The sequence below is a fragment of the Pseudomonas sp. E102 genome (genome assembly GCF_052660185.1).
The window spans coordinates 664,285-681,648 of the sequence record NZ_CP084025.1 but is presented as its reverse complement, the minus strand read 5'-3'; the positions used below and the strand labels follow the sequence as shown (position 1 = coordinate 681,648).

Annotated in this window: 18 protein-coding genes; 8 read left to right on the top strand and 10 right to left on the bottom strand. The window is 61.0% G+C overall.

Annotated elements, in window-relative coordinates:
• Positions 1-7: 7 nt before the first annotated feature.
• The 3 genes from DOCECA_RS03285 to DOCECA_RS03275 are packed head-to-tail and all read right to left on the bottom strand — an operon-like array spanning position 8 to position 2,080.
• Positions 8-625: a TPM domain-containing protein gene (locus tag DOCECA_RS03285; protein WP_420766745.1), complete on the bottom strand. Its 618-nt coding sequence runs from the start codon at positions 623-625 to the stop codon at positions 8-10.
• A 28-nt stretch (positions 626-653) separates the two neighbouring features.
• Positions 654-1,472, bottom strand: a complete 819-nt coding sequence (locus tag DOCECA_RS03280; RefSeq protein WP_445571438.1) for a TPM domain-containing protein — start codon at positions 1,470-1,472, stop codon at positions 654-656.
• Complete coding sequence (locus tag DOCECA_RS03275; protein WP_420766747.1) at positions 1,472-2,080, bottom strand: LemA family protein; 609 nt, start codon at positions 2,078-2,080, stop codon at positions 1,472-1,474. The genes DOCECA_RS03280 and DOCECA_RS03275 overlap by 1 nt, the downstream gene beginning before the upstream one ends.
• 261 nt (positions 2,081-2,341) lie before the next feature.
• On the opposite strand from DOCECA_RS03275, the gene bglX reads away from it, so the two are divergent.
• The gene (gene bglX, locus DOCECA_RS03270; RefSeq protein ID WP_420766748.1) at positions 2,342-4,633 is read left to right on the top strand and encodes a beta-glucosidase BglX; all 2,292 of its coding nucleotides are present in this window, start codon (positions 2,342-2,344) and stop codon (positions 4,631-4,633) included.
• Positions 4,634-4,763: 130 nt separating this feature from the next.
• Here the strand turns inward: bglX and DOCECA_RS03265 are convergent, their stop codons facing one another.
• From DOCECA_RS03265 to DOCECA_RS03245, 5 genes are all read right to left on the bottom strand, one after another.
• The gene (locus DOCECA_RS03265) at positions 4,764-5,921 is read right to left on the bottom strand and encodes a phospholipase D-like domain-containing protein (RefSeq protein WP_445571437.1); all 1,158 of its coding nucleotides are present in this window, start codon (positions 5,919-5,921) and stop codon (positions 4,764-4,766) included.
• A gap of 1 nt (position 5,922) precedes the next feature.
• Positions 5,923-6,513 carry a YceI family protein gene (locus DOCECA_RS03260; protein ID WP_420766750.1) on the bottom strand — a complete coding sequence of 197 codons (591 nt, stop codon included), beginning with the start codon at positions 6,511-6,513 and terminating at the stop codon, positions 5,923-5,925.
• Positions 6,514-6,744: 231 nt separating this feature from the next.
• Positions 6,745-7,056: an amidase gene (locus DOCECA_RS03255; protein ID WP_445571436.1), complete on the bottom strand. Its 312-nt coding sequence runs from the start codon at positions 7,054-7,056 to the stop codon at positions 6,745-6,747.
• On the bottom strand, positions 7,053-8,147 hold the full coding sequence (locus tag DOCECA_RS03250) for a serine hydrolase domain-containing protein (protein ID WP_445571435.1): 1,095 nt from the start codon (positions 8,145-8,147) through the stop codon (positions 7,053-7,055). The genes DOCECA_RS03255 and DOCECA_RS03250 overlap by 4 nt, the downstream gene beginning before the upstream one ends.
• 162 nt (positions 8,148-8,309) lie before the next feature.
• The gene (locus tag DOCECA_RS03245) at positions 8,310-9,194 is read right to left on the bottom strand and encodes an acyl-CoA dehydrogenase (protein WP_434610039.1); all 885 of its coding nucleotides are present in this window, start codon (positions 9,192-9,194) and stop codon (positions 8,310-8,312) included.
• Between the two features lie 144 nt (positions 9,195-9,338).
• Between DOCECA_RS03245 and olsB the strand changes: the two genes are divergently transcribed.
• Together olsB and DOCECA_RS03235 are read left to right on the top strand one after the other, a co-directional pair.
• The gene (gene olsB, locus DOCECA_RS03240; protein ID WP_434562738.1) at positions 9,339-10,094 is read left to right on the top strand and encodes an L-ornithine N(alpha)-acyltransferase; all 756 of its coding nucleotides are present in this window, start codon (positions 9,339-9,341) and stop codon (positions 10,092-10,094) included.
• Complete coding sequence (locus tag DOCECA_RS03235) at positions 10,094-10,888, top strand: lysophospholipid acyltransferase family protein (protein WP_445571434.1); 795 nt, start codon at positions 10,094-10,096, stop codon at positions 10,886-10,888. The genes olsB and DOCECA_RS03235 overlap by 1 nt, the downstream gene beginning before the upstream one ends.
• A 112-nt stretch (positions 10,889-11,000) precedes the next feature.
• On the opposite strand, the gene DOCECA_RS03230 is transcribed toward DOCECA_RS03235, so the two are convergent.
• Positions 11,001-11,585 carry an ACP phosphodiesterase gene (locus DOCECA_RS03230; protein WP_434650175.1) on the bottom strand — a complete coding sequence of 195 codons (585 nt, stop codon included), beginning with the start codon at positions 11,583-11,585 and terminating at the stop codon, positions 11,001-11,003.
• 152 nt (positions 11,586-11,737) lie between these two features.
• Between DOCECA_RS03230 and DOCECA_RS03225 the strand changes: the two genes are divergently transcribed.
• The 4 genes from DOCECA_RS03225 (at position 11,738) to DOCECA_RS03210 (ending at position 15,110) form a co-directional block, all read left to right on the top strand.
• A complete protein-coding gene (locus tag DOCECA_RS03225; RefSeq protein ID WP_057449693.1) occupies positions 11,738-12,040 on the top strand; it encodes an ArsR/SmtB family transcription factor in 303 nt (100 codons plus the stop codon).
• A 17-nt stretch (positions 12,041-12,057) separates the two neighbouring features.
• Positions 12,058-13,224 carry an MFS transporter gene (locus DOCECA_RS03220; protein ID WP_420766757.1) on the top strand — a complete coding sequence of 389 codons (1,167 nt, stop codon included), beginning with the start codon at positions 12,058-12,060 and terminating at the stop codon, positions 13,222-13,224.
• 33 nt (positions 13,225-13,257) lie between these two features.
• Positions 13,258-14,307 (top strand): alkene reductase, encoded by a 1,050-nt coding sequence (locus tag DOCECA_RS03215; protein WP_420766758.1) that lies wholly within the window; start codon positions 13,258-13,260, stop codon positions 14,305-14,307.
• Positions 14,308-14,483: 176 nt separating this feature from the next.
• On the top strand, positions 14,484-15,110 hold the full coding sequence (locus DOCECA_RS03210) for a hypothetical protein (protein WP_445571433.1): 627 nt from the start codon (positions 14,484-14,486) through the stop codon (positions 15,108-15,110).
• Between the two features lie 197 nt (positions 15,111-15,307).
• Here DOCECA_RS03210 and DOCECA_RS03205 read toward each other — a convergent pair whose 3' ends face one another.
• Positions 15,308-15,940, bottom strand: coding sequence for a TetR family transcriptional regulator (locus tag DOCECA_RS03205; protein WP_420766760.1), 633 nt, complete (start codon positions 15,938-15,940; stop codon positions 15,308-15,310).
• Between the two features lie 264 nt (positions 15,941-16,204).
• Between DOCECA_RS03205 and DOCECA_RS03200 the strand changes: the two genes are divergently transcribed.
• On the top strand, positions 16,205-17,362 hold the full coding sequence (locus DOCECA_RS03200; protein ID WP_420766761.1) for an efflux RND transporter periplasmic adaptor subunit: 1,158 nt from the start codon (positions 16,205-16,207) through the stop codon (positions 17,360-17,362).
• Positions 17,363-17,364 lie beyond the last annotated feature (2 nt).

Here is a 17,364-nt window from a genome sequence, read left to right as displayed (position 1 = left end):
CAGCCAATCAGCCCAACACCACCAACCGATTCGGCAGCTCATTACGCGCATGGGTCACCGGCACGTGCTCCTTGAGCAATTCGCCGCAAGCCTCGATGCACGCCACAAAACCTTGCAACGTCTGGCCCTGGCGAACCTGCTGGGTGAACGTACCGACAATGGCATCCCAATGGCTGTTGTCGAGTCGCTTGGAAATACCCTCGTCCACCAGGATTTCCACATACCGCTCGGCCTCGCAGACGAAAATGAGCATGCCGGTGCTGCCTACGGTGTGATGCAGGTTCTGTTCGAGGAATTGCCGGCGCGCCAGGTTGGAAGCCCGCCAGTGGCGTACCGAGCGAGGAATGAGGTGCGTGGTGACGGCAGGAATGCGAAACATCAGGCACAGCACGATGAAACCACCCCATTGCACCCACAACAGGCTATGCACGCTCAGCCATCCCGTCACGTAATGCAGGATGCCCGGCACCACCAGCGCCAGCAGGCTGGCCCAGAGCAAGGGGATATAGGCGTAGTCATCGGCGCGGGCGGCGAGCACCGTGACCAGTTCGGCGTCGGTGTCGCGCTCGACCCGAGCGATCGCCTCGGCCACTTTGCGCTGTTCGTGTTCAGTCAGTAATGCCATGTTTGAAAATGCCCGCTCATTGTTATTGTCACCAGCCGCCGGACGAACCGCCGCCGCCGAAACTGCCGCCACCACCGCTGAAGCCACCGCCACCACCGCCGCCGAAGCCGCCTCCTCCGCCTCTATAACTTGCGCCGGAGCCCCCTCCGCTGGGCAGGATACCGAGCACTTGGCAAACGAAAATCGTCAGGATGAAAAGCATCGCGAGGAAGATGAACAAGCCTGGGTGGCGCTCGACGAAATCGCCCTCGTCCGCACTGCCCGCGCTGTATGCCGCAGCCGGTTCATCGAGGGGGTTGCCACCCAACACCACGAGCATCGCCGCCACACCGTCACTGATGCCCTTGTTGAAGTTGCCCGTCTTGAACGCCGGGGTGATCACCTGGTTGATGATCACCGAACTCTGGGCGTCGGTCAGGCGATCTTCCAGCCCGTAACCCACTTCGATGCGCAGTTTACGGTCATCGCGGGCGACGATCAGCAGCGCGCCGTTGTTTTTATCCTTTTGCCCGATGCCCCAATGGCGCCCCAATTGATAACCGAAGTCTTCGATGCTGGCGCCTTGAAGGTTCGCCAGCGTAACGACAACCACCTGCTCGCCGGTGGCCTGTTCATGGGCCTTGAGTTGCGCATCGAGTTGCGTGCGCACCGATGGGTCGAGCAACTGGGCGGTGTCCACCACCCGCCCGGTCAGCGCCGGGAAGCTCAATTCTGCCTGGGCCGTGGCTGCAAAAGCCCAGAGCAACAGCACGAACAGCTTCAAGCGTCGAGCAGCAAGCCTCAAGCCGAAAGCCGTACGCGTTACCTGAGCTTGCAGCTTGCCGCTCAGAACTTGAGGCTGCTCCATCAGAACTTCACTTCAGGCGCTTTTTCGGCATTCGGGCTGGTGGCCTCGAAGGTCTCGCGAACTGGCAGATCGCTGTACATCACGCTGTGCCACAGGCGACCCGGGAAGGTACGAATCTCTGTGTTGTATTTCTGCACGGCCAGGATGAAATCACGACGCGCCACGGCGATGCGGTTCTCGGTGCCTTCGAGTTGCGATTGCAAGGCCAGGAAGTTCTGGTTGGCCTTCAGGTCCGGGTAGCGCTCGGATACCACCATCAGGCGGCTCAATGCGCCACTCAACTGGTCCTGGGCCTGCTGGAACTGCTTGAGTTTTTCCGGGTTGTCCAGGGTGCTGGCATCGACCTGAATGGACGTGGCCTTGGCCCGGGCTTCGATCACCGCCGTCAAGGTTTCCTGCTCATGCTGGGCATAACCCTTGACGGTCTCCACCAGGTTGGGAATCAGGTCGGCGCGGCGCTGGTATTGGTTCTGCACCTGGCCCCAGGCCGCCTTTGCCTGCTCGTCCAGGGTCGGGATGTTGTTGATGCCGCAACCGGCCAGCAGCGTGGTGAACAGCATCAGGGCCAGCATTTGCAGCGCGCTGCGGTGGTTCAGTCGTCGAATCATCGGGTGAAGCTCTCCCTTGTATTGCATTAAGAAAACACCGCCACCTATCTTACCGGCGTCTGGGGCATAATCGCCGCCGCACTGGATCGAATCGGGTCTATGGGCTAAAAGATGCGCAGTGCGAAACTAAGTTCATCGGCACAGGTTCGAAAGTGTGCTGCATTTAACTGGATAACACCCGAACAACAATAGCCGTTCCTCACATTTAGGCTGACCGGCGTGTCCTGATCACCGCCCTTTAGGCTTGCGAGAAAACTATTCATGAAGAAGCTGTGTTTGCTGGGCCTGTTTGTCAGTCTGGCCAGTCAATCCGTATTAGCCGACAACCTGCCAGCCCCCATAGAGAACAAGGACGCTTTCATCAGCAGCCTGATGAAGCAAATGACCCTCGAGGAAAAGATCGGCCAGCTGCGCCTGATCAGCATCGGCCCGGAGATGCCCCGGGAGATGATCCGCAAGGAAATCGCCGCCGGCAACATCGGAGGCACATTCAACTCCATTACCCGCGATGAGAACCGTCCGATGCAGGACGCGGCCATGCGCAGCCGGCTGAAGATCCCGATGTTCTTCGCCTATGATGTGATTCATGGCCATCGCACCATTTTCCCGATTCCCCTGGCCCTGGCCTCGAGCTGGGACATGGACGCCATCTACCGCTCCGGCCGCATCGCGGCCAAGGAAGCAGCGGCCGACAGCATCGACATCACCTTCGCGCCCATGGTCGATATCTCCCGCGATCCACGCTGGGGCCGGACCTCCGAAGGCTTCGGCGAAGACACTTATCTGGTGTCGCGCATTGCCGGGGTGATGGTCAAGGCGTTCCAGGGCACCGGCGCCAACGCCGCCGACAGCATCATGGCCAGCGTCAAGCACTTCGCCCTTTACGGCGCCGTGGAAGGCGGCCGGGACTACAACACCGTGGACATGAGCCCGGTGAAAATGTACCAGGACTACCTGCCGCCCTATCGCGCCGCCATCGACGCCGGCGCGGGCGGGGTGATGGTCGCGCTGAATTCCATCAACGGCGTACCGGCCACCGCGAACACATGGTTGATGCACGACCTGCTGCGCAAGGAATGGGGCTTCAAGGGCCTGGCCGTCAGTGACCACGGCGCGATTTTCGAGCTGATCAAGCATGGCGTCGCTCGGGACGGTCGCGAAGCGGCCAGGCTAGCGATCAAGGCCGGCATCGACATGAGCATGAACGACTCGCTCTATGGCAAGGAGCTGCCAGGGCTGCTCAAGGCGGGCGAGATCGAGCAGAGCGACCTCGACAACGCGGTGCGTGAAGTGCTGGCCGCCAAGTACGACATGGGCTTGTTCAAGGATCCGTACCTGCGTATCGGCAAGGCCGAGGACGACCCGGCCGATGTCTATGCCGACAACCGCATGCACCGCGCCGATGCCCGTGACGTGGCGCGCCGCAGCCTGGTGCTGCTGGAAAACCGCAACCAGACTCTGCCCCTGAAGAAAACCGCGAAGATCGCCCTGGTCGGCCCGCTGGCCAAGGCGCCGATCGACATGATGGGCAGTTGGGCCGCCGCCGGGCGACCGGCGTTGTCGGTCACGGTGTATGACGGCATGGCCCGCGCGTTGGGCGGTGAGTCGAAGCTGATCTATGCCCGTGGCGCCAACATCACGGGCGACAAGAAGGTGCTCGATTACCTGAACTTCCTCAACTTCGATGCCCCGGAAGTGGTGGACGATCCGCGTCCGGCCCAAGTGCTGATCGATGAAGCGGTGAAAGCCGCGAAAGAAGCGGACGTAGTCGTCGCCGCCGTGGGCGAGTCCCGTGGCATGTCCCATGAATCGTCGAGCCGTACCGAACTGAACATCCCCGCCAGCCAGCGCGAGCTGATCAAGGCCCTGAAGGCCACCGGCAAGCCGTTGGTGCTGGTGTTGATGAATGGCCGCCCGCTGTCGTTGCTGGAAGAAAAACAGCAGGCCGATGCGATCCTGGAAACCTGGTTCAGCGGTACCGAAGGCGGCAACGCCATCGCGGACGTGCTGTTCGGCGACTACAACCCGTCGGGCAAGCTGCCGATCACGTTCCCACGCTCGGTCGGGCAGATTCCGACCTACTACAACCACCTGAGCATTGGTCGGCCGTTCACGCCGGGCAAGCCAGGCAACTACACCTCGCAGTACTTCGACGACACCACCGGCCCGCTCTACCCGTTCGGCTATGGGCTGAGCTACACGACGTTCAGCCTGTCGGACATGGCCCTGTCGTCCACCACGCTGAACAAGACCGGCAAGCTCGACGCCAGCATCACTCTGGAAAACACCGGCGATCGTGACGGCGAAACCGTGGTGCAGCTGTACATCCAGGACGTTACCGGCTCGATCATCCGTCCGGTGAAGGAGCTGAAAAACTTCCGCAAGGTCATGCTCAAGGCCGGCGAGAAGAAGGTCATCCACTTCGACATCACCGAAGACGACCTGAAGTTCTTCAACGCGCAGCTCAAGTACGCGGCAGAGCCAGGCAAGTTCAACGTGCAGATCGGCCTGGATTCCCAGGACGTGAAGCAGCAGAGTTTTGAGTTGCTCTGACCCAGCAACACCGCAATACCTTTGTGGGAGCGAGCTTGCTCGCGATGAGGCCCCATCAGTCACCGCATCATCGACTGTCAGGCCGCCATCGCGAGCAAGCTCGCTCCCACATTGGTTTTACGGTGGATGGTTAGCCCCGCCGATCCAGCAGATTCACCACCACCCGATCCACCAACCCCCATACCCTTTGCTTGATGCGCTTCCACAATGGCCGGCGCTGCCAGGTGTCGAGGCTCACTTGCAGGCTCTGCTCGAAGTCCCGTTCAAAACTGGCGGCCACGGCCTTGCTCAGCCCAGAGTCCAGTGCTTCCAGGTTGGCTTCGAGGTTGAAGCGCAGGTTCCAGTGATCGAAATTGCATGAGCCAATGCTGACCCAATCGTCCACCAGCACCATTTTCAAGTGCAGGAAGCAGGGCTGGTATTCGTAGATTTTCACCCCTGCCTTGAGCAAGCGTGGGTAATAGCGATGGCCTGCGTATCGCACCGATGGATGATCCGTGCGCGGGCCCGTCAGCAGCAGCCGCACGTCGATGCCTCGCGCCGCGGCCTTGCGCAAGGAGCGGCGCACGTTCCAGGTCGGCAAAAAGTATGGCGTGGCCATCCAGATGCGTTTCTGGCCGCTGTTCAATGCCCGGGATAGCGACTGCAGGATGTCGCGGTGCTGGCGGGCGTCGGCATAGGCGACCCGGCCCATGCCTTCGCCCACCGGCGGGACGCGAGGCAGACGGGGCAGGCCGAAATTGGACGCCGGTTTCCAGGCCCGTCGATGGCGGTTGGCAAGCCATTGGCGATCGAACAGCAACTGCCAGTCCAGCACCAGCGGGCCGACGATTTCCACCATCACTTCGTGCCAATCGCTTCGGTCGTCCGAAGGGTTCCAGAATTCGTCGGTGACCCCGGTACCGCCCACCACCGCCAAGCGTTGGTCGACCAACAGCAACTTGCGGTGATCGCGGTAGAGATTGCGCACCCAACGCCGCCAACTCAGGCGATTGTAGAACCGCAGCTCCACGCCCGCCTGGATGAGGCGATTGCGCAGGCCCAAGGTAAACGCCAGGCTGCCATAGTCATCGAACAGACAGCGCACGCGCACCCCGCGCTCGGCCGCCTGGACAAGGGCCTGGACCATCGCCTCGGCGCAAGCGCCCGCTTCCACCAGGTACAACTCCAGTTCGACCTGTTCCTGGGCGCGGGCGATTTCCACCAGCATGCGCGGGAAAAATTGCGGGCCGTCGATCAACAGCTCGAAGCGATTGCCTTCACGCCAGGGAAAGACCGGGCCGCTCATGTCAGCGCGCCGTGAAAATCAGCACCGCACTCACCGGCACCGACAGGCTGATGGTCGACAATCCGGCCAGGTCGCGCAGCTTCTCCAACCCCGGCGCCAGGTCGAAATCCGCCGCGTTGAGCACCACCGGTTCCAGGGTCACGACCTGAAAACGCCGCTCATCCAGGCGAGTCGCCAGCAGTTGGACGTTGTACTCATGCTGCTTGCCATGCAGGTCCACGGTCACCGGCAGGCGCAGTTCCAGTTGCGCGCCGTTGGCCAGGTCCTGGATCGGCATCAGGTCGAGCTGCGCGGTGATGGTGGCTTCGGCGAATTGCTTGATATCGAACAACTCGGCGCGCATGCGCTCGTCCCGCAGGGGGATACCGCTGTTGATGGATTCGAGTTCGACCTCCAACCGTGCCTGGCCCTTGGGCTGGACCTGCCCATGAAGCACCAGGAAACGTTGGACTTCGGAGACATTGCCGTTTTTGCTGCTGATAAAGGACAGTCGCGATGACTCACCATCCAGGTACCAGTCGGCCTGGGCCGGCAGCGTGGCGCAGGCCAGGAGCAAGGTGGTGACAGCACGAGAAAATAACCGCTTGAACATACAGACTCGGGGGGCAGATAAACCTGTGGCGAACCTTAACCGGGCCGAGGGCGCTTGCAAACTGTCAGTTTCACAACATCGCTGCTGCCAACATAACCCAGTGGCGAGGGAGCTTGCTCCCGCTGGGCTGTGAAGCAGCCCCAAGTCGCGATTGACTGAAGGATTTGCGAGCGCTGCGCACTCGAGCGGGAGCAAGCCCCCTCGCCACAAAAGGCATCGCTGAAACAGCATTCAGGGTTCTAACCGACAGCCTTCCCGCTCCCCCATCCACCGCGCACTGTGGCTAGGCCCCAAGCCGCTGACTGTGATGCGTTTTGCTTCGACGGTCTCGAGGAAATCGCTGATCGGCACCGACTGCTTCACATAGCCGCGGCAATAGTCGGCCGGTTGCCGCATCACATAGCGGCACGAGCAGTATTCCTTCGCGGTATAGGCGCTGATGATGTCGGGAAACGCCCGCAAGGCCACCCGCTCCTGCCAGCCCCAACCGAACAGGCCAACAAGCAACATCGACAAAAGAATGAGCACTACCCTGCGCTTCATGGTTGCACCGTCCCGGCGAAGGCCGCCATGGCACGCTTGAGCAGTTCGTTGTGGCGATAGGTGCCGTCGCGGTCATCGCCGTAGCGCACGATCACCAGCCTGGCGCTGGGGATGACATACAACGCCTGGCCCCAATGGCCCAGGGCGGCGAACGTATCCGGCGGCGCGTCGGGCCACGGGCGGATCGACGGGTCGGCGCCGCGATTGAGCCACCAGTGTCCGCCAGGCACGGCTTCGTCCTGGCCCGCCTGAAACCGAGCGAAAGGCTCGCGGTTGAAGGCAATCCAATCCTTGGGAATCAATTGCCGATCGCCCCAACGGCCATCGCGTTGCATCAGCACGCCGACACGCGCCAGGTCCCGGGCGGTGAGATAGGCATAGGACGAACCGACAAACGTGCCGCTGGCGTCGGTTTCCCAGGTCGCGTGGCGGATGCCCAGCGGCTCGAACAAGGCTGTCCAGGGGTAATCGGCATAACGCGCCGGGCCGACGATATTTTTCAGGGCTGCCGCCAGCAGATTGCTGTCGCCGCTGGAATAACGGAACACCTGCCCGGGTGGGCTGAAGCTTTCGTGCCTGGCGGTGAACGCGGCCATGTCGTGGCGCCCACGGGTATAGAGCATCGCCACGACCGAGGAATTGAGTGGCGCGTATTCATAGTCTTCTTGCCAGTCCAGGCCAGACGTCCAATGAAAAAGATCGGCCAGGGTCATGTCCGGATGTCGCTTGAGCGGCGGGTAGTACTGGGCGGCTGGATCATCCAGGGCAAAGCGTTTTTCACCGTAGGCAACGCCGAACACCGTCGCCAGCAGGCTTTTACTGATGGACCAGGTCAGGTGCGGGGTCTGTACGTCAGTCGGTCCGGCGTAGCGTTCGTAGACCAGTCGACCGTCCTGGATAACCACCAGCGCGTCGGTGCGGATGCCTTGGCGGGTGGCGTCGTCCCTGGGTGCAAAAGCGTAATGCGCCAAGGCTTCGATGGCCGGCCCACTCGAGGCCTGGCCGGTCGGCCATTGTTCGCCAGGCCAGACTTCGGCGCGGGCCGTCAGGGTCAGCAGCAGGAGCGAAAGCAACAACCAGCCTTTGGGCATGCGCGGGGCTCGCAGAGGTGAACTTGCAGAGCCTATTCAGACTTGATGACAGTTTGAGTTTTGGTGTTCGAAAGGACGCCTTCGCGAGCAAGCTCGCTCCCACAGCGGACCTTATGCGCGACGCAAGCCCCGAAGGAGCGAGCTTGCTCGCGATGAGGCCCTTCAAATCGACGAAGACCCCAACGCCTTGTCCAACCGCTTGGCCCGCGCCCCCGCCGCGATGTCCATCACCGCCTTGTCACGCCCCCACATCTCACGCCACGCCGCCGGCCCATCGGCCAAGGCATCGTCCAACTCAGCATCGAGCCCTTTGAATTGGGCGAACAGCCCACCCAGCAACACATGCGCGACAGCACTCGAAGGGTTGTGGCGACTCGTCTGCGCGCAACCGGCGAGCAACGCCAACAGACGCAGTTGCAACGGCCGGGGCCAGCCGCATTCTTGCCCTAAGCCGTACAACCAGGCGGTCATTGCACTGAGCACGTAGACATCTTCCAAGGTGCGAAACGGTTTGACGTAGACGTCCCAGCCGTCGCCGGGGAGCAATTGGCACAGCGCACCGTCCAGCAACATCCGCCCATGGCTGATATCCGGCATGAACGGCAACGTCGGCAACTTTTCCAGCGTCACGCCCGGTTCGCCCGCATGCACCACCGCCAGGTTCAATCGCGGCGCCTCGTCGGGAGCCTCGCTTCGGGCCGCGACCAGCAACCACTCGGCGGCATCGCCCGCGGTGACAAAATCCTTGCGCCCGCTCAGCCGCAAGTCGGCGAGTCGGGTCTGCATGTCCGCCGGGCGCAAGCTGCGCTGCTCGGTGGCGCACAACGCACCGAGGCTTTGGGGCGCGCTCGGCCAAAGCGCCCGCAACGCCGCTTGGTAACCCACCAGAAACGCCAACCCGGGCGTGGCCATCGACCGACCGCCGACCACGGCCAACTCGAACGGCGTCACCGACCCCAAGCGATGCAGCAACGCGGCATAACCTTCGGCCAGATCCGCACAGGCGGGCAGCCGCTCGCCGCGTTCGATCAGGGTTTGCCAAGGCATCTGGGCCTCCTTGTGGGCTGTCATATAAGCATCACCAAAGCTTCATGGCGATGACACCGGGGCTACATAGCCTGACTTTGCACAACATGGCTGCATAAAGAAAGTCGACAGGCTGCAACTGAACAGCCCGCACGGAGATTCGCTATGACCCAGATCGCCCGCATCAGCGACACCGGCAATGAACGCCGCCTGCAAGCCGAACGCCTGATCGGCGCCCAGGCCTTGCAAGAAGCACAGGCCCTGCGCTTCAACGTCTTCAGCGGCGAATTCAACGCCAAGCTCAAGGGCGCGGAGATGGGTCTGGACATGGATGACTATGATGTTCACTGCGCTCACATTGGCGTACGCGACCTGAACACTGGGCGCCTCGTGGCCACCACTCGCCTGCTCGACCACCAGGCCGCCAGCAGCCTGGGCCGGTTCTACAGCGAAGAAGAATTCGCCCTCCACGGCCTAATTCATCTCCAAGGCCCGATTCTGGAAATAGGCCGTACCTGCGTGGACCCGGCCTACCGCAACGGCGGTACCATCGCGGTGCTCTGGGGCGAGTTGGCCGAAGTCCTCAATCAAGGCGGCTACAGCTACTTGATGGGTTGCGCAAGCATCCCGATGCAGGACGGCGGCATCCAGGCCCAGGCAATCATGCAGCGCCTGCGCGAGCGCTACCTGTGCACCGAACACCTGCAAGCGGTGCCGAAAAAGCCGTTGCCGGCTTTGGACGTCCCGTCCAACGTCATCGCCGAAATGCCCCCGCTGCTCAAGGCCTACATGCGCCTGGGGGCGAAAATCTGCGGCGAGCCCTGCTGGGATGAAGACTTCCAGGTGGCCGACGTGTTTATCCTGCTCAAGCGCGACGAGCTCTGCCCGCGTTATGCCCGTCACTTCAAGGCGGCGGTCTGATGAGCCGGTTGCGGGTGTACGCGCGAGTCGCACGAGTATTGCTGGTCGTCACCCTGGGCCTGGCCATGGCCAGTGTGTTCGGGATGCTGGAACGTCTGGGACTCGCTCATTCGATGGTGCGCCGCCAGCGCTGGTCGCGTTTCTTCATGGCGCGGCTGACCAATGCCCTGCCCTTTCGCGTCACCGTCCATGGGCAACTGCCGAAACAGCCGATGCTGTGGGTCAGCAACCACGTGTCCTGGACCGATATCCCACTGCTGGGCATGCTCACGCCCCTGTCGTTCCTGTCCAAGGCCGAAGTGCGTACCTGGCCGGTCGCCGGATGGCTGGCAGCCAAGGCCGGCAGCCTGTTCATCCGTCGTGGTTCGGGCGACAGTCAGTTGATTCGCAAGCAGATGAGCCGTCACCTGGAGCAGGCCTATCCGCTGCTCATGTTCCCCGAAGGCACCACCACCGACGGCCGCACGCTGCGCACTTTCCACGGCCGCCTGTTGTCGGCGGCCATCGATGCCGACGTGGCCTTGCAACCGGTGGCGATCCGTTACCTGCGCAAGGGCGAACCCGATTTGCTGGCGCCGTTCATTGGCGATGACGATCTGCTGTCGCACCTGATGCGATTGTTCGCCAATGATCGTGGCGATGTGGAAATCCATCTCTTGGCGCCGATTGCTTGCCACGGCCAGGAACGCGCGGCCCTGGCTTTCCAGGCGCAACAAGCGGTACACAAAGCATTGTTCGGCGAAATGCCCGAGAAGCAGACAATTCCGGTTCGGCCCGCGGCGATTGCGGCTTGATCCGAATGCGCATGAGCCCCTGTGGGAGCGAGCTTGCTCGCGATCGCGATTTAACATTCAGCAGATGTGCTGGCTGATACACCGCCATCGCGAGCAAGCTCGCTCCCACAATTTAGTCCTGCGGTGAGGCCTGATTCCGCGCAAAATCCTGCAACTGCGGATAGAACAACCGAAAGTCTTCGCTCAACGGCTCATAGAGCCTGACCAGTTCTGACATCGCCCCCGCCAGTTCCTCCGGCCGCGATAGCCGCCGGGAAATGCCGCGCAGCACCTGGCCCAGCACCTCGAATTGCGTATACGACCCCAGCCAGTCGTCCGCCGCCATATAAGGTGCGATCTGCGCCAGCCGCCCCGGCAGTTGCGGTTCAGCAGCGAGGACCTGATAGACCCGGGAGGTGAAGTCCATCAGCGGTCCTTCGCTGTACAGCGTCCAATCCCGGGCCAGGCAATGGTCGAAGAATACATCCAGCACGATCCCGGCATAACGCCGCCGCACCGTGGAAAAACGCGACAAGGCGATATCCACCAGCGGATGGCGATCGGTGTACATGTCGATGCGTCGATGCAGGGCTATCGCCGCTTCGATCCGCGGGTTGAATTGGCCCTGCAGCGGCCCTTTGACGAAGTCGCCATAAAGGCTGCCGAGCAGTTGTTCCCGGCCAGGGCCGCCGAGGTGCAGGTGTGCGAGATAGTTCATGGCCCGCAGCTTAGCACCCCGACGCCTATATCGTTATAACCCGATATAGCGATTTGAAAGATCTTCAGATCAAATACATATTGGTATATCGCGAAGCAACGATTTAAGGTTCGCCTCATCGCGATATAGCGTTATTCATGTGAGCTGCCCCAATGACTCTCGACCTCGACGAAATAATAAAAGCCCTGGCACACCCAGTACGGCGAGACATCCTCAACTGGCTCAAGGACCCCAAGGCCCAGTTTCCCGAACAGTTGCACAACCACGAATTCGGCATCTGCGCGGGCCAGATCGACCAGCGCTGCGGCCTGTCGCAGTCCACGGTTTCGGCGCATCTGGCGGTGTTGCAACGGGCCGGGTTGATCACCAGCCAGAAGGTCGGTCAATGGCACTTCTTCAAACGCAACGAGGAAGTGATCCAGCAGTTCCTCAAGCAAATGAGCCAAGAGCTCTAAACCGACAAGGATTCGAAATGCCCCTTTCACTCTTGATTCTGGCGCTTAGCGCCTTCGCCATCGGCACGACGGAATTCGTCATCATGGGCCTGTTGCCCGATGTGGCGGCGGACCTGGGCGTATCGATTCCCGGCGCCGGCTGGTTGGTGACCGGCTACGCCCTAGGCGTGGCCATCGGTGCGCCGTTCATGGCCCTGGCCACCGCGCGACTGCCGCGCAAGGCTGCGTTGGTGGCATTGATGGGGATTTTCATTGTCGGCAACCTGCTCTGCGCAGTAGCCAGCGACTACAACGTGCTGATGTTTGCCCGAGTCGTCACCGCCCTCTGCCACGGTGCGTTCTTTGGAATAGGCTCGGTCGTCGCCGCCGGCCTGGTGGCGCCCAACAAGCGTGCCTCGGCCGTGGCCCTGATGTTCACCGGCCTGACCCTGGCCAATGTGCTTGGAGTACCGCTGGGCACTGCATTGGGCCAGCAAGCCGGCTGGCGCTCGACCTTCTGGGCCGTGACGATCATCGGCGTGATTGCCCTGATCGGCCTGATCCGCTTCCTGCCGGCCAAGCGCGACGAGGAAAAACTCGACATGCGTTCAGAGCTGGTGGCGCTCAAGGGCGCCGGCTTGTGGCTGTCATTGAGCATGACCGCGCTGTTCTCCGCTTCGGTATTCACCCTGTTCACCTACGTCGCCCCGCTGCTCGGCGAAGTGACCGGCGTGTCGCCCCGTGGCGTGACCTGGACCCTGGTACTGATCGGCCTCGGCCTGACCCTGGGCAACATCATTGGCGGCAAGCTGGCGGACAAGAGCCTGGCGAACACGCTGATGGGCGTATTCCTGACCATGGCCGTCGTGTCCACCGTCCTGAGCTGGACCAGCGTGGCGCTGATCCCGACCGAGATAACGCTGTTCCTGTGGGCCACCGCCTGCTTCGCCGCCGTGCCGGCCCTGCAGGTCAACGTGGTGACCTTCGGCAAAGACGCGCCCAACCTGGTGTCCACCTTGAATATCGGCGCCTTCAATATTGGCAATGCCTTGGGCGCCTGGGTCGGCGGCACTGTCATCGACCATGGCCTGGGCCTGACCACCGTGCCCCTCGCCGCCGGCGCGCTGGCCGTGCTGGCGCTGCTGGTGACCCTGATCACTTTCCGTCAGGGCGGCCATGCCGACCTGGCACCTGCCACTCACTGACTTCTGATCCTTCACTTTGCGAGGTTGTATTTCATGGCAACAATTTTCGACCCCATCAAACTCGGCGACATCGAGCTGAAGAACCGCATCATCATGGCCCCGCTTACCCGCTGCCGCGCCGACGCAGGCCGCGTACCCAACGCCTTGATGGCCGAATACTACGTGCAACGCGCTTCCGCCGGCCTGATCCTCAGCGAAGCCACGTCGGTCACGCCAATGGGCGTGGGTTATCCGGACACCCCTGGCATCTGGTCCAACGACCAGGTACGCGGCTGGGCCAACGTGACCAAAGCCATCCACGGCGCCGGCGGCAAGATCTTCCTGCAGCTCTGGCACGTGGGCCGGATCTCCCACCCTTCCTACCTGGACGGCGAACTTCCAGTGGCACCGAGCGCCATCCAGCCCAAGGGCCACGTAAGCTTGGTTCGCCCGTTGGCTGACTACCCGACACCGCGAGCACTGGAAACCGCTGAAATCGCCGACATCGTCGATGCCTACCGCGTCGGTGCCGAAAACGCCAAGGCCGCCGGTTTCGACGGGGTGGAAATCCATGGTGCCAACGGCTACCTGCTCGACCAGTTCCTGCAAAGCAGCACCAACCAGCGCACCGATCACTACGGCGGCTCCCTGGAAAACCGTGCTCGCCTGCTGCTGGAAGTCACCGATGCGGCCATCGACGTCTGGGGCGCCGGCCGCGTGGGCGTACACCTGGCGCCGCGCGCCGATTCCCATGACATGGGCGACGAGAACCGTCTGGAAACCTTCAGCTATGTCGCCCGCGAGCTGGGCAAGCGTGGCATCGCCTTTATCTGCTCCCGCGAGAAAGAAGGCGACGACAGCATCGGCCCACAACTCAAGCAAGCCTTCGGCGGCCCGTACATTGCCAACGAGCGCTTCACCAAGGAAAGCGCCAACGCCTGGCTGGCAGCAGGCAAGGCGGACGCCGTGGCGTTTGGCGTGCCATTCATTGCCAACCCGGACCTGCCGGCACGCTTGAAAGCCGACGCGCCATTGAACGAGCCGCATCCGGAAACCTTCTACGGGAAAGGCCCGGTGGGTTATATCGATTACCCTGTACTTTAATCTCAACCTCTATAAAAGCCCTGCCTCGAAAGAGCCAGGGCTTTTTTAATTTCCAATATTCGGTCAAACATAAGAACTTTGTAATCAAGGCAAAGCCGCTCATTATCGGGAACAGTGAGCGCATACGGCGTTCCCCTCTGCCAATGAAAGGCAACATTGAAAAAAGGAATTTGAGAATGAATGACGCGACGGACAGCACGCCACCGGCCAATAACGACCTTATCGAGAGACTCCTTTCACAGTTCCGCTTTTTGCCCTTGTCAGTCTTGTACGAGCAATTCAAGTCACTCGACACGACAGAGTACGCCGAGGCACTTAACGCCTTGATAGAAAAGAATAAAAAGAACGATGAGGTCGACCGGAAGATTCAAGCCTGGGAGCAAGAAAAGATTCGCCAGGATAAAACCCGATTGCTGGTCAAGATATTCAACCACACCGACCAGGCTTTTCAATTTCGCGAAAATAACCTCAACCTGAACGCCATTGATCATGACTTCTTCAATATCCGTCGCGGGGATATCCAGGCGTTGAAATTCGACTTCTCGTACGTCAGGACATTGCGCAGCCGTAGCAAGGATATGTTCCAACACTTCATTGTGTTTGGCGACAAACAATGTGGATTCCGCTTCGATTTCGGCTTACGGGTGGAGACTTCTTTTGGCGTTTTCACCCCCACCCTGACACCGGTACGGACCCATAACGTGACCTCTATTGGCGCAACGCCCGTCAATTGCACAACTCGCATCACGCACGCGGCGGAGGGAGAACCCTACGGCTTTACCGTAGAAATCGTAATTAGCTGAATACTGCCCCGTCAGGCCAACCCGATGGGGCACATATTTCCACTTTGTAAGCGCACCGGGCCACTGCGCTTACAACCGCGAAACAATTTTCCTACAAAATTCGCCATTGATTTTATATACCCTTGGCCGACGTCAGTTTATAAAGCCTTTCTCACGCGCCCGTATTGACACAAACCGATTCAATTACGCATTTTGTTTCATTTGCGCAGGCTAGGGCTCAGGTGCAGCATATCCAGCCCGATGTCCACCCAGCGTTCGGCTTCATTCGCCAGGGCGAAACTGTCTGGAGCCAGCAACCACTGGTAAAGAATGCCGTCGATATAGGCATGGATGGCAACCGCCGCCCTTTCGGGATTGAGGTCATCCGGCAACTGGCCGCGTTTCATTGCATTGCGCAACGACAAGGCGATACGCACGTTGCAGTCGAGGCTGACTTCACGTCGCTGCTGGCGCAAATCGCACATTTCATCGGTGAACTCGCACTTATGGAACAGAATCTCATTGATGCGCCGGGTTTTCGGGTCCAGGGCCACCTGCTGGAACAACCGTACCAACAACTTGCGCACGCACCCCAGGGGATCAAGCTCTTCCTCGTTTTCGCTCGCGCGGGCCAATTCATCGAGCGGTTCATGCAGCGTATCGAGCATGGCCTGGAGCAGATCCGCCTTGTTGCTGAAATGCCAATAGATGGCGCCCCGTGTCACACCCGCGAGCGTCGCGATATCGGCCAGCGTGGTACGCGCAACGCCTCGCTCGAAGAAGGCTTTTTCGGCCGCTTCGAGTATCTGGCTGCGAGTCTCCAAGGCTTCCTCTTTGGTACGACGGACCATGGCAGTAAACACCTCAATCAGGATGCGTAAGCAATGCGTAAGGATCAGCAGGACAATCTATAGGCAACGTCTGCCTGCACGCGTCCCCGGTCCGCATTGGCCTTTGTCAGGCTTTTGTAAATCCGGATGGTACGCAATTTGGCTGTTTACAAACAACCGTGTACGTAAGTATATTTCTTAGCATCCTACTAATTGCTTATCTGGCTCTTTTTTCACCTTTCACTTTCGAGCGCGCCTGTTACGCGCCTGGACCCGAGGATTTCCATGCAATTCAAGCCAGCTGTTACCGCTCTGGTCACTGCCATCGCCCTGGCATCGCTGCTCAGCGGATGCAAAAAGGAAGAGGCTGCACCCGCGCCTCCCCCTCCTCAGGTCGGCGTCGTAACCCTCAAGACCCAGCCTTTTACGCTGACCTCTGAACTGCCGGGCCGCACCAGTGCGTTCCGCGTTGCCGAAGTGCGCCCTCAGGTCAATGGCATCATCCTCAAGCGCCTGTTCAAGGAAGGCGCCGACGTCAAGGCCGGCCAGCAGCTGTACCAGATCGACCCCGCCGTTTACGAAGCGAACCTCAAGAGCGCCGAGGCCAACCTGCGTTCCACCAAGTCGATCGCTGATCGCTACAAGCAATTGGTTGATGAACAAGCCGTGAGCCGCCAGGAATACGACACTGCCATGGCCAATCGCCTGGAGTCGGAAGCCAGCCTGCAGACCGCGCAGATCAATGTGCGGTACACCAAGGTCTATGCGCCGATTTCAGGTCGCATCGGACGTTCCTCGGTGACCGAAGGCGCGCTGGTCAGCAACGGGCAGACCGATGCCCTGGCGACCATCCAGCAACTCGACCCGATCTATGTCGACGTGACGCAAAGCTCCGTCGAGCTCCTGCAACTGCGCCGCGAGCTGGAAAGCGGCCGCCTGCAGAAGGCCGGCGACAACGCCGCCATGGTCAAGCTGACCCTGGAAGACGGCAGCCAGTACCCCCATGAAGGCAAGCTCGAATTCTCCGAAGTCTCGGTCGACCAGACCACCGGCTCCGTGACCTTGCGCGCCGTGTTCCCCAACCCCGACCACACGTTGCTGCCGGGCATGTTTGTCCACGCGCAACTGCAGGCTGGCGTGAACAGCGCGGCGATCCTGGCACCGCAGCAAGGCGTGACCCGCGACCTCAAGGGTACGCCGACCGCCATGGTCGTGGGCGCTGATAACAAGGTCGAACTGCGTCAGCTCAAGGCCAGCCGCACCGTTGGCAACCAATGGCTGATCGAAGACGGCCTCAAGGCCGGTGATCGCCTGATCACCGAAGGGTTGCAGTACGTACGGCCAGGGGTGGAAGTCAAAGCCACCGAAGCCACCAACGTTGGCGCTAAGAACCCGGCCCCCGCTCAGGCAGCTGACAAAGCCGCCGGCGGCAAAGGGGAGTAAAC